We start from the raw sequence: 11,262 nt of genomic DNA, 5'->3' as shown, positions 1-11,262 counted from the left end.
GTGCGCTGGGTGGGGGTGTAGGCGGCGGGAGGGGGTGTCGTCAGCTCGGGTGTCGTCGACTGCTGGGTCCTCGTCATTGCGTTCTCCATCGCACTAGTGCATAATCTGCTTTGTGCTAGGAGAATACCGGATCACTGGACGGCGCGCAGCCGAGATTGCGGCGAGCGTCGAGGAGGCGGTGGGCTCGGGCGAGCTGGAGCCGGGTCAACTGCTGCCTCCCATGCGGGAGTTGGCGGAGCGGCTGGGGGTGAACCCGAACACCGTCGCGGCTGCCTACCGCACCCTGCGCGAGCGGGGGGTCATCGAGACGGCGGGACGCCGGGGCAGTCGTGTGCGGTCCCGGCCGGCGACGACGGGGCGGGAGTACATCCGGGTGGAGGTGCCCGAGGGGGTGCGGGACCTCGCCGACGGCAATCCCGACCCGGCGTTGCTTCCCCGCCTGGCGGAGGCGTTCGCTGCCGCCGCCGAGCAGGGCGACCGTGAACCGGTCCTCTACGGATCGGGGGCCGTGGAGCCCGAGTTGGCCCGGATCGCGCGGGCCGACCTGGACGCCGACGGAGTGCCGGACGGGCCGGTCACCGTCACCTCGGGGTCGCTCGACGCCATCGAGCGGGTGCTGGCCGTCCACCTCAAGCCGGGGGACGCCGTCGCGGTCGAGGACCCCGGGTGGGGGAGCGTGCTCGACCTGGTCCCGGCGCTCGGGCTGCGGGTCGTCCCGGTCGGCGTCGACGACGAGGGGCCGCTCCCCGACGACGTACGCGAGGCGCTGGAGGGCGGGGCGCGAGCCCTGATCGTCACCGACCGGGCGCAGAACCCGACCGGCGCGGCCGTGAGCGCCGCCCGCGCGCGGGCCCTGCGGTCCGTGCTGCGGGAGCATCCGGAGACCCTGCTCATCGAGGACGACCACGGCTACCGGATCGTCGACCAGCCCCTGCATCCGCTCGCCGGGGGTACCCGCAGTTGGGCTTTCGTGCGGTCGGTCGCCAAGGCGTACGGCCCCGACCTGCGGCTCGCGGTACTCACGGGTGACGCGGCCACCGTCGACCGGGTGCGGGGACGGCAGCGGCTGGGGCCCGGGTGGGTGAGCCGGCTGGTGCAGCGGGCCGTCGTCCGGCTGTGGTCCGGCGGTGCGGTGGACGCCATGAGCGTCTCGGCGGCGTACGGGCGGCGGCGGGACGCGTTGATCGGCGCCCTCGCGCGGCGCGGGGTCGAGGCGCACGGGGTCAGCGGGATGAACGTGTGGATCCGGGTGCCGGACGAGACCGGCGCGGTCGCCCGACTGCTGCACGCCGGCTGGGCCGTCGCGCCCGGGGCGCGCTTCCGGATGAGCGCCCCGCAGGGCATCCGGATCACCGTCTCCACCCTCACCGAGGAGGAGATCGGGAAGGTGGCGGACGCGGTGGCCTCGGCGATCGGGACGGGAGCGGGAGCTGGGGCAGGGGTGGGATACGTGTGACGCCACGGCAGCAGGGATGCGCGCGTGACGGGTCAGTCGGGACGTGAGCCCGACGTGTCAGCCTGCCGTCCGGCGCCCCCTCGGATCAGGTGCGCGGCCTCGCCTGCGTCAGGGCCGCGCCGGCCAGGACGATCGCCGCGCCGACCGGGGTCGACCAGGTCAGCGACTCGCCGAGGAGCGCTACGCCGGCCGCCGTGGCGATGACCGGGATGAAGTAGGTGACCATCTGGGCCGTCGTCGGGCCGACCTCGGAGACGAGGCCGTACTGGACGAGCATCGCGACCCCTGTGCCGAGGGTGCCCAGCGCGACGACCGCCAGCAGGGGCAGCACCGGGAAGCTGCTGGGCACAGTCGTGAACAGCGGGGTGACGAAGGCCAGTTGGGAGGTGGCCAGCAGCAGTTGGGCGCCGGTGAGGGACAGGTGCGACGCGGGGGTGCCGGCCAGGGTGCGGCGGACGTAGATCCAGCCGACGGGATAGCTGAGAGAGGCCAGCAGCGCCATCGCGGTGCCGGTGGCGTCCAGGCCGCGGAAGCCCTGCCAGGCGCCGAGCACGGTGAGGACGCCGAGGAAGCCGAGGCCGAGACCGGCGACCCGCACCCGGGTGGGGCGGTCCTCGGAGAGTGCGACCAGGGAGAGGGCCATGCCCCACAGGGGCGAGGTCGCGTTGCAGATGCCCGCCAGCGTGGACGGGACGGTCAGCTCGGCGTAGGCGAACAGGGAGAACGGCAGGGCGTTGAGGAAGAAGGCGGCCACGGTGAGGTGACCCCAGGTGCGGGCGCCGCGCGGCAGCCGCTCCCGCCGCACCGCCATCGCCGCCGCCAGGACCAGCGTGCCGAACAGCAGCCGTCCGAAGGTGACCTGGAAGGGCGCGTACGCCTGTGTGCCCACCTTGATCAGGAGGAAGCTGAAACCCCAGACCAGGGAGAGGAAGGCGAAGCGCAGCCGCCAGTCGACGGCGGCGCGCGAGCGGTCGGGGACACGGCCGGGGGCTCGGGTGGGCGTGGCGGTGGTCATGCGCACCACGATGGCGGCCGTTGATCTCGTAGCACAAGCGAGAATTGGTGAGTCGATTCTCGTAGCATCACTTACATGTTGAACCTGGAGCGCCTGCGTACCCTGGACGCCCTCGCCCGGCACGGCTCGGTCAGCGGGGCGGCCGACGGGCTGCATGTGACGACCTCGGCCGTCTCGCAGCAGATGGCCAAGCTGGAACGCGAGGTGGGGCAGCGGCTCCTCGCCAAGAACGGGCGGGGTGTGCGCCTCACCGACGCGGGGCGGCTGCTCGCCGAGCATGCCGCGCGCATCCTGTCGCAGGTCGAGCTGGCGCAGTCGGCGCTGGAGGAACAGCGGGGGCAGGTGGTCGGCGAACTGCGGCTGGCCGCGTTCCCGACGGCCGTCCGGGGGTTGTTTCCCGCCGTGTTCCGCACGCTGCGCGAGGACCATCCCGCGCTGCGCGTGCGGTCGCGGGAACTGGAACCCGAACTGGCCGTCAACGCGGTGATCCGGGGAGACGTCGACCTGGCCGTCGTCCTCGACTGGTACAACAAGCCGCTGCCCGTGCCCGAGGGACTGGCCAGGGCCGCGATCCTCGACGACCCGGTGGAGGTGGCCCTGCACGGGGACCATCCGCTCGTCGGCCGGGACGAGATCGACCTGCGGGAGCTGGCTGAGGAGCCGTGGGTCGCCTGGCCCGAGGGCGAGTTCTGCCACGAATGGCTGCTCTACACGCTGCGGGCCAACGGCATCGAGCCCCACATCGCCCACCGCGCAGGCGAACACCACACCCAACTCGCCCTGGTGGCAGCGGGGTTGGGTGTCTGTATCGCCCCCCGGCTCGGCCGGGACCCGATGCCGGCCGGAGTACGGACCGTGCCGGTGCGCCACCGGGTGCACCGCAGCGTCTACGCGGTGTGGCGATCGGACGCCGACCGGCGTCCGTCCATCAGGGCCGCGGTGGAGGCGCTGCGGACCGCGGGGGGCGCGTGCGGGGGGCGCTGAGCTGCGGGGCGCGTCCGCTCGCGGAGGGCTCCGCTCACGCGGAGCCGGTCACGGCGAGCCCAGTTTGCGGAAGTCCCAGGACGCGACGGCATCCGGGGTCAGGCGCAGCCAGGCGTGCCTGCCGTCGTGCGGCATCTCGTCGATGCCGAAGTTCTTGCGGGCGAACATCCGCTCCACGTCCACGAGTTCGGGCACCGGTCCGCCCGTGCGCGGCGCCTCGCCGACGCGTTCGACGGTGCCGGACAGTTCGACGCCGCGCAGTTCGCCGTACTCCTCGCCCGCGTCGACCACGACGGCCACGCGCGGGTCACGGCGCAGCGCGGACCAGCGTTTGCTGCGGGTGATCGAGTAGAGCCAGAGAGAGGTGCCGTCCCAGACGAACCAGAGCGGGCTGACGTGCGGGGCGCCGTCCGGCGCGACCGTCGCCACCCGGCAGGTCCGCTGTGTGTCCAGGAACTCGTCCAGTTCGGCGGGTTCCATCATGATCTTCCGGCCCCGGCGCTGGGTGACGGCCATGGAATCCCCTTTTCTGACGTGGCGTCAGAAAAGCATCGGGCGTCTTCCGTCCCCGCGCAAGGGGCGTTACGCTCCACCGCCCGATCGCCGGCGACAGGGGGAGCGTCATGCCCGCGTACCCGAGTGAGTCGAAGCGGCAGCGGGAGCTGGGCGGGCTCCTCGATCCCGCCACCACCGTCCTGCTCACCGTCGAGTGCCAGCAGGGCGTCGTCGGACCCGACGGCGCCCTGCCCGAACTCGCCCGGGAGGCCCGGTCGTCGGGAGCGCTCGACCGGGTCGCCCGGCTGGTCACCGCGGCCCACGGATGCGGGGCGCAGGTCCTGCACGCCGTCGCCGAGCGGCGGCCCGACGGCCGGGGCGCCAACCGCAACGCCCGGTTGTTCCGCGCGGCCGAGCGGCTGCCCGTACGGCAGTTGACGGGGACCGCGGCCGTACGGGTCGCGCCGCCCATCGAGGTCGCCGAGGAGGACCTGATCGTACGGCGGCTGCACGGCCTGTCCCCGCTGGCGGGCACCGACGTCGACGCGCTGCTGCGGAACCTGGGCTGCCGCACCCTCGTCGTCGCCGGTGTGTCGGCCAACGTGGCCGTGCCGAACGCGGTGTTCGACGCGGTCAACCTCGGCTACACGGTCGTCGTGCCCGGCGACGCCATCGCGGGGGTGCCTGCCGACTACACCCCCGCGATGATCCGCCACACCCTCGCGCTGGTCGCCACGGTCGCGACCACGGACGAGGTGGTGGCGTGCTTCGCGCGGCCCGTGGGCCGCGCGTCCGGCGAACGCTAGGCCAGCGTGATCGAGTCACCGGACACGGTGACCTCCTTGGCCGGCAGCGCCTTCGTCGCCGGTCCGCTCTTCACGCTGCCGTCCGCGATCGAGAAGTTGCTGTTGTGGCAGGGGCAGTTGATCACGCCGTCGGCGATCGACTTCACCGCACACCCCTGATGGGTGCACGCGGAGGAGAACGCCTTGAACGTGCCCGCCTCGGGCTGGGTGACGACGACGCCCTCGCTCTCGAAGATCTTGCCGCCGCCCTCGGGGATGTCCGAGGTCTTCGCGATCTCCTTACCGCCCGCGCTGTCGCCGCCCGTGCTGCCGCCGGTCGTGTCGCCGCCGGTGTCACCGTTCGCGTCGCCGCCGGCGCCGGCCCCGGACGAGACGGAGGTCGACGAGTCGTCGTCCGATCCGCACGCGGTCAGCGCGACGGTGAGCCCCGCCACGCCGGCGGCCGCCATGACGGTGCGACGGCCCGGGATCGAAGCGGGTTTGGTCGTTTCGCTGGTCATTGCTGACGGTTCCTTCCGAGATGGCTTCGCACTGTCGCCCATGCATACGGTGGACGTGTGCTTGAACGTTCAGACAGGGAGCACATCCTGGCCTGTCCGGGATCACGACGGCGTCAAAAGCAGCTGTCTGGAAGCTGTCGGTCTGCCGTGCCACCGGACGGGCCGACTCAGGGGACCGTCGGCACGCCGGTAGCCTGGGCCGATGCTCAAGGAAGTCAGCGCGACCCGGTACATCGCGCCGTTGCGGGAAGGCGGCTCGTTGCCCGGTCTCGTCGAGGGCGACGACCGGGGGACGTACGTCCTCAAGTTCACCGGCGCGGGGCAGGGGCGCAAGACGCTCGTCGCGGAGGTGGTCTGCGGGGAGCTGGCGCGGCGGCTCGGACTGCGCGTGCCCGGCCTCGTCACCCTCGACCTCGATCCCGTCCTGGGCCTCGGTGAACCCGACGAGCGGGTGCAGGAACTGATCAAGTCCAGCGGCGGTACCAACCTGGGCATGGACTTCCTGACCCGGGCGATCGGCTTCGATCCGCTGGCCTTCGAGGTGAGCCCCGAGGAAGCCGGGCGGATCGTCTGGTTCGACGCGCTGATCAACAACGTCGACCGTTCCTGGCGCAACCCCAACCTGCTGATGTGGCACGGCGAGCTGTGGCTCATCGACCACGGCGCCACCATGATCTGGCACCACCACTGGCCCGGCGCCCGCGCCTCCGCCGCCAAGCCGTACGCCGCGGCCGACCACGCCCTGGCCCGTTTCGGCCCCGATGTCGCGGCGGCCGCCGCCGAGCTCGCGCCCCTGGTCACCGAGGAGCTGCTCGCCGAGGTGACCGCCGAGATCCCCGACGTCTGGCTCGCCGACGAGCCCGGCTTCGAGACACCGGACGCGCTGCGGCGGGCGTACGCGGAACCGCTGCTCGCCCGCGCCGCCGACGTGCACGAACGCATCGGGGGGATCAAGTGAACGACCGCTTCCTGGGGACCGGCGCGACCGGGCAGGGCGTCTACGAGTACGCGCTGCTGCGGATCGTGCCCCGGATCGAGCGAGGTGAGTGCTTCAACGCGGGCGTCCTCGTGTACAGCCGTTCCCGGGCCCTGGTCGCGGCCCGTACGCACCTCGACGAGAGCAAGCTGCTCGCCCTCGACCCCGGGGTGGACGTGGCGGGCGTACGCGCCGCGCTGCGCGCCGTGGAGGGCGTGTGCGCCGGGGGAGAGGCGGCCGGGCAAGCCGCCGGCGACGACGCCGGACGGCGGTTCCGGTGGCTTGTCGCGCCCCGGTCCACGGTGGTCCAGGCGGGGCCCGTGCACACTGGGCTCACCACGGATCCGGCGGCGGAGGCCGAGCGGCTGCTCGCCCTCCTGGTGAAGTGACCGGCCAAGGTAAGGGATCACACCTGGTGGAGCGTTGACACCGGGTGCCAGGACTTCTAGCGTCACGTGTGCTGAAGGTACTAAGCGGTCGCTCACCACATGGGGGCGCCGCAGGAGCCGCATCCCAAGGGCGAGGAGAACCAGCAATGTCCACCACTGAGCAGCGTGTCGCCGTGGTCACGGGTGGCGCGCGCGGCATCGGCGCCGCGACCGCCGTACGACTGGCCGCGGAGGGGCGGGCCGTCGCGGTGATCGACCTCGACGAGGCCGCGTGCAAGGACACCGTGGAGAAGATCACCGCCGCGGGCGGCAGGGCGCTCGCGGTCGGCTGCGACGTCTCCGACGAGGCCCAGGTCGAGGCCGCCGTCACCCGGATCGCCGAGGAGCTGGGCGCTCCGACGATCCTGGTGAACAACGCGGGCGTGCTCCGCGACAACCTGCTGTTCAAGATGAGCGCGTCCGACTGGGACACGGTCATGAACGTGCACCTGCGTGGCGCCTTCCTGATGGCCAAGGCGGTACAGAAGTACATGGTCGAGGCCAAGTTCGGCCGGATCGTGAACCTGTCCTCGTCGTCCGCGCTCGGCAACCGGGGCCAGGTCAACTACTCCGCCGCCAAGGCCGGTCTGCAGGGCTTCACCAAGACCCTGGCCATCGAGCTCGGCAAGTTCGGCGTCACCGCCAACGCGGTCGCCCCCGGCTTCATCGTCACCGACATGACCGCCGCCACGGCCGCCCGCGTCGGCATGGGCTTCGAGGACTTCCAGGCCGCCGCGGCCACCCAGATCCCCGTGCAGCGTGTGGGCCGCCCGGAGGACATCGCCGGAGCCATCGCCTACTTCACGGGCGAGGACGCCGGATTCGTCTCCGGCCAGGTGCTGTACGTCGCCGGCGGACCGCTCAACTAAGGGACCCAGAACATGACTTCGGTGGAACTCCCCGAGCTTTCGGGCAAGGTCGCGCTCATCACCGGCGCCAGCCGCGGCATCGGCTACGGCATCGCCGAGGCCCTCGTCGCCCGTGGCGACCGGGTCTGCATCACCGGCCGCAACGAGGACGCGCTCAAGGAGGCCGTCGAGCAGCTCGGCGCCGACCGCGTCATCGGCGTCGCCGGCAAGGCCCACGACGAGGCCCACCAGGCCCTCGCCGTCGAGCGCACGATGGAGGCCTTCGGCCGCGTCGACTTCCTGGTCAACAACGCCGGTACGAACCCCGTGTTCGGTCCGATCGCCGACCTCGACCTGAACGTGGCCCGCAAGGTGTTCGAGACGAATGTCGTCTCCGCGCTCGGCTTCGCCCAGAGGACCTGGCACGCCTGGCAGAAGGACAACGGCGGCGCCATCGTCAACATCGCCTCCGTCGCCGGTGTCTCCGCGTCGCCGTTCATCGGCGCGTACGGCATCAGCAAGGCCGCCATGATCAACCTGACCGTCCAGCTGGCGCACGAGTACGCGCCCAAGGTGCGGGCCAACGCGATCGCGCCCGCCGTGGTGAAGACCAAGTTCGCCCAGGCCCTCTACGAGGGCCGGGAGGCCGAGGCGGCCGCGTCCTACCCGCTCGGGCGGCTCGGCGTGCCCTCCGACATCGGGGGCGCCGCCGCGTTCCTCACTTCCGAGCAGTCCGACTGGATCACCGGACAGACCCTCGTGGTCGACGGCGGCATCTTCCTCAACGCCGGGGTGGGCTGACAGAGTGAGGCGGGCGCCGGTGCGCGATTCACCGAACATCTCCGGCGCCCGTCCGCACCCCTCACGGGGCCTCGACAACGCCGTCACACGCGGACCGGCCAAGGGCACCGCCGACCGAGCGGGATCGGCTCGGGGGGCCTGCGGTATCGTTCGGCCACTCTTGGTACGGCATTTCGAGGAGCATGCACGTGTTCAACCGGAACCGATACTTGCCGCCACTCGCGGTGATCGCGTCCATATCCATGGTGACCGGGTGTGGCGTGTTCTCCTCGGACGCCTCCGACGACGCGGATCCCATCATCGTGGGGACCACCAGTACGCCGAGCACCCTGGACCCGGCCGCGGCCTGGGACAGCTCCTGGGAGCTGATGCGCAACGTCTTCCAGCCCCTGCTCGGCTACTCGCCCGGCGGGTCCGAGCCCGAGCCGGACGCCGCCGAGAGCTGCGAGTTCACGGACAGCTCCAGCACGGTGTACAGCTGCACCCTGCGTGAGGGCCTGAAGTTCTCCAACGGGCACACGCTGGACGCCAAGGCCGTCAAGTACTCGTTCGACCGGATCAAGAAGATCAACGTCAACGGTGGCCCCGCCGGTCTGCTGACCACCCTCTCCCGGGTGCAGACGAAGGGGGACCGCGAGGTCGTCTTCCACCTCAGCCAGCCCGACGCGACCTTCCCCCTGGTGCTCACCACGCCCGCGATGTCGATCGTGGACCCGGCGGAGTACCCTGCGGACAAGCTCCGCGAGGGCGGGGACATCGCCGGCTCCGGGCCCTACAACCTCGCCTCATACGACGACGGCAAGACGGCCGAGCTGGTCCGCAACGACAACTACGAGGGCATCGCGGACCTCAAGAACTCCGCCATCACCATCCAGTACTTCCAGCAGTCCGACGAGATGGTCAGCGCCCTCAAGAACAAGGACATCTCGGTCATCTACCGAGGTCTCGGCGCCTCGGACATCGTGGACATCCAGGCCAACCACGACGAGGAGGGGCTCCAGATCGTGGAGAACCCCACCACCGAGATCAGCTACCTGGTGTTCAACCCCAAGGACCCCTGGGCGAAGAACCCCGCGGTCCGCAAGGCGGTCGCCCAGGTCCTCGACCGGCCCGCGCTCGCCCACAACATCTACAAGGACACCGTCGAGCCGCTGTACTCCATGATCCCCCGGGGTCTGGTCGGCCACACGACGGGCTTCTTCGACGACTACGGCAACCCCAGCGCGACCAAGGCGAAGTCCATCCTCACCGAGGCGGGCATCACCGAAACGGTTCCTCTCCAGCTCTGGTACACCACCGACCGGTACGGCTCCCAGACCAAGCCGGCCTTCGAGGAGCTGAAGCGGCAGCTGGAGGCGTCCGGACTGTTCGAGGTCACGCTGAAGAGCCGCCCCTGGAAGGACTACTCCAAGGGCTACCAGAACGGCGAGTACCCGGTCTTCGGGCGCGGCTGGAACCCCGACTTCAACGACGCCGACAACTTCATCGCCCCGTTCGTGGGTGAGCAGAACGCGCTCGGCACGCCGTACGACGCCCCCGAGATCACCAACAAGCTCCTGCCGGAGTCGCGCGCCGAGAGCGACCGCGGTGCCGTGGCCGAGGAGTTCGAGGAGGCCCAGCAGATCCTCGTGGACGACGCCAGGCTGATCCCGCTGTGGCAGGGCAAGGCGTACACGGCCGCGAACGAGGAGATCGCCGGCCTCGAGAACGTCATCGACCCCGCGACGATGATGATCATGTGGCAGCTGTCCTGGAAGACCAGCTGGTGATTCCGGGTGCCGGGGCGCGTTGTCAGTGGGCGCCTGTAGGTTCTGTGCTCTGACGGCGGCCGCGCTTCGCGCGGCTGCCCATGGCCGCGTGTTCCGTGGCCGTGAAGTGAGCGCACACCGGAGGAAGTTGACGTGACCGACATCGCGATGCTGCCCGAGTCCTGGCGCGGGGTCCTGGGGGACGAGCTGCAGCAGCCCTACTTCAAGGAACTCACCGAGTTCGTCGAGGAGGAGCGTGCCAAGGGTCCCGTCTACCCTCCCCGTGAGCAGGTCTTCGCCGCGCTCGACGCCACCCCGTACGAGAGCGTGAAGGTGCTGGTCCTCGGCCAGGACCCGTACCACGGCGAGGGCCAGGGCCACGGGCTGTGCTTCTCCGTGCGGCCCGGGGTGAAGACCCCGCCCTCGCTGCGGAACATCTACAAGGAGATGCAGGCCGAGCTGGGCACCCCGATCCCGGACAACGGCTACCTCATGCCGTGGGCCCAGCAGGGCGTGCTGCTGCTCAACGCGGTCCTCACCGTCCGGGCCGGCGAGGCCAACTCGCACAAGGGCAAGGGCTGGGAGAAGTTCACCGACGCCGTGATCCGCGCGGTGGCCGACCGGCCCGACCCGGCGGTCTTCGTGCTGTGGGGCAACTACGCGCAGAAGAAGCTCCCGCTGATCGACGAGGAGCGCCACGCCGTGGTGAAGGGCGCGCACCCCTCGCCGTTGTCGGCCAAGAAGTTCTTCGGCTCGCAGCCGTTCACGCAGATCAACGAGGCCGTCGCACGGCAGGGCCACGAGGCGATCGACTGGACGATTCCGAACCTCGGCTGACGGTTCGCTCGGCTCCGGCCTCGGCTGACGGTTCGCTCGGCTCCGGCCTCGGCTGACGGGTCGTTCGGCTCCGGCCCCGGCTGACGGGTCGTTCGGCTCCGGCCCCGGCTCCGGCTCGGCCTCGGCTGACCCACCGCTCGTCCCTCCGTGCTCGTACGTCCGCCCGTCCGGCCGCTGCTCGTACGTCACGCGTACGGCCGGTGATGGTACGTCACGCCCGTCCGGCCGCTCGCCGTACGGCCGCCGGGGCGCCCCCGTGGCCGTACGGAGCTTCCTAATGCTGTTGTCAAGCTGCGCTGGTGACTGGTGGTGTGACTTGATAGCACCGTCGGTCGCGGATGAGGGCCCACAGGACGTTGACGCGTCGG

General features: G+C 71.1%; 12 protein-coding genes. 9 read left to right on the top strand and 3 right to left on the bottom strand.

Annotation, left to right across the window (positions count from 1 at the left end):
- The first annotated feature begins 112 nt into the window (after positions 1 to 112).
- Positions 113 to 1,456, top strand: coding sequence for an aminotransferase class I/II-fold pyridoxal phosphate-dependent enzyme (locus tag P1P70_RS31665; RefSeq protein ID WP_319243894.1), 1,344 nt, complete (start codon positions 113 to 115; stop codon positions 1,454 to 1,456).
- Positions 1,457 to 1,541: 85 nt separating this feature from the next.
- Here the strand turns inward: P1P70_RS31665 and P1P70_RS31660 are convergent, their stop codons facing one another.
- The gene (locus P1P70_RS31660) at positions 1,542 to 2,471 is read right to left on the bottom strand and encodes a DMT family transporter (protein ID WP_319243892.1); all 930 of its coding nucleotides are present in this window, start codon (positions 2,469 to 2,471) and stop codon (positions 1,542 to 1,544) included.
- 75 nt (positions 2,472 to 2,546) lie between these two features.
- On the opposite strand from P1P70_RS31660, the gene P1P70_RS31655 reads away from it, so the two are divergent.
- Positions 2,547 to 3,455 carry a LysR family transcriptional regulator gene (locus P1P70_RS31655; protein ID WP_319243890.1) on the top strand — a complete coding sequence of 303 codons (909 nt, stop codon included), beginning with the start codon at positions 2,547 to 2,549 and terminating at the stop codon, positions 3,453 to 3,455.
- A gap of 48 nt (positions 3,456 to 3,503) precedes the next feature.
- Here P1P70_RS31655 and P1P70_RS31650 read toward each other — a convergent pair whose 3' ends face one another.
- Positions 3,504 to 3,971, bottom strand: a complete 468-nt coding sequence (locus P1P70_RS31650) for a pyridoxamine 5'-phosphate oxidase family protein (RefSeq protein ID WP_319243888.1) — start codon at positions 3,969 to 3,971, stop codon at positions 3,504 to 3,506.
- Between the two features lie 107 nt (positions 3,972 to 4,078).
- On the opposite strand from P1P70_RS31650, the gene P1P70_RS31645 reads away from it, so the two are divergent.
- The gene (locus tag P1P70_RS31645; RefSeq protein WP_319243886.1) at positions 4,079 to 4,756 is read left to right on the top strand and encodes a cysteine hydrolase; all 678 of its coding nucleotides are present in this window, start codon (positions 4,079 to 4,081) and stop codon (positions 4,754 to 4,756) included.
- Here P1P70_RS31645 and P1P70_RS31640 read toward each other — a convergent pair.
- The gene (locus P1P70_RS31640; protein WP_319243884.1) at positions 4,753 to 5,256 is read right to left on the bottom strand and encodes a Rieske (2Fe-2S) protein; all 504 of its coding nucleotides are present in this window, start codon (positions 5,254 to 5,256) and stop codon (positions 4,753 to 4,755) included. The two genes, P1P70_RS31645 and P1P70_RS31640, sit on opposite strands and share 4 nt — an antisense overlap.
- Positions 5,257 to 5,458: 202 nt before the next feature.
- Between P1P70_RS31640 and P1P70_RS31635 the strand changes: the two genes are divergently transcribed.
- From P1P70_RS31635 to P1P70_RS31610, 6 genes are all read left to right on the top strand, one after another.
- The gene (locus P1P70_RS31635; RefSeq protein ID WP_319243882.1) at positions 5,459 to 6,214 is read left to right on the top strand and encodes a HipA family kinase; all 756 of its coding nucleotides are present in this window, start codon (positions 5,459 to 5,461) and stop codon (positions 6,212 to 6,214) included.
- Positions 6,211 to 6,621: a DUF3037 domain-containing protein gene (locus tag P1P70_RS31630; protein WP_319243880.1), complete on the top strand. Its 411-nt coding sequence runs from the start codon at positions 6,211 to 6,213 to the stop codon at positions 6,619 to 6,621. The genes P1P70_RS31635 and P1P70_RS31630 overlap by 4 nt, the downstream gene beginning before the upstream one ends.
- 146 nt (positions 6,622 to 6,767) lie before the next feature.
- The gene (gene fabG / locus P1P70_RS31625; protein ID WP_215451095.1) at positions 6,768 to 7,529 is read left to right on the top strand and encodes a 3-oxoacyl-ACP reductase FabG; all 762 of its coding nucleotides are present in this window, start codon (positions 6,768 to 6,770) and stop codon (positions 7,527 to 7,529) included.
- Positions 7,530 to 7,541: 12 nt separating this feature from the next.
- Entirely contained in the window at positions 7,542 to 8,309 is a 768-nt protein-coding gene (locus P1P70_RS31620) for an SDR family oxidoreductase (protein WP_319243876.1), read from the top strand.
- Positions 8,310 to 8,497: 188 nt separating this feature from the next.
- Positions 8,498 to 10,078, top strand: coding sequence for an ABC transporter substrate-binding protein (locus P1P70_RS31615; RefSeq protein WP_319243874.1), 1,581 nt, complete (start codon positions 8,498 to 8,500; stop codon positions 10,076 to 10,078).
- Between the two features lie 132 nt (positions 10,079 to 10,210).
- Positions 10,211 to 10,894: a uracil-DNA glycosylase gene (locus tag P1P70_RS31610; RefSeq protein ID WP_319243872.1), complete on the top strand. Its 684-nt coding sequence runs from the start codon at positions 10,211 to 10,213 to the stop codon at positions 10,892 to 10,894.
- Positions 10,895 to 11,262 lie beyond the last annotated feature (368 nt).

The sequence above is a fragment of the Streptomyces sp. MB09-02B genome, from assembly GCF_033794485.1.
Lineage (GTDB): Bacteria > Actinomycetota > Actinomycetes > Streptomycetales > Streptomycetaceae > Streptomyces.
This window is presented reverse-complemented; position numbering and strand designations above follow the sequence as displayed.

What these genes read in the sequence shown, in the direction of transcription:
- P1P70_RS31660 (WP_319243892.1), bottom strand. Translation starts at nt 2,471, where the DNA reads ATGACCACCGCCACGCCCACCCGAGCCCCCGGCCGTGTCCCCGACCGC.
- P1P70_RS31655 (WP_319243890.1), top strand. Translation starts at nt 2,547, where the DNA reads ATGTTGAACCTGGAGCGCCTGCGTACCCTGGACGCCCTCGCCCGGCAC.
- P1P70_RS31650 (WP_319243888.1), bottom strand. Translation starts at nt 3,971, where the DNA reads ATGGCCGTCACCCAGCGCCGGGGCCGGAAGATCATGATGGAACCCGCC.
- P1P70_RS31645 (WP_319243886.1), top strand. Translation starts at nt 4,079, where the DNA reads ATGCCCGCGTACCCGAGTGAGTCGAAGCGGCAGCGGGAGCTGGGCGGG.
- P1P70_RS31640 (WP_319243884.1), bottom strand. Translation starts at nt 5,256, where the DNA reads ATGACCAGCGAAACGACCAAACCCGCTTCGATCCCGGGCCGTCGCACC.
- P1P70_RS31635 (WP_319243882.1), top strand. Translation starts at nt 5,459, where the DNA reads ATGCTCAAGGAAGTCAGCGCGACCCGGTACATCGCGCCGTTGCGGGAA.
- fabG (WP_215451095.1), top strand. Translation starts at nt 6,768, where the DNA reads ATGTCCACCACTGAGCAGCGTGTCGCCGTGGTCACGGGTGGCGCGCGC.
- P1P70_RS31620 (WP_319243876.1), top strand. Translation starts at nt 7,542, where the DNA reads ATGACTTCGGTGGAACTCCCCGAGCTTTCGGGCAAGGTCGCGCTCATC.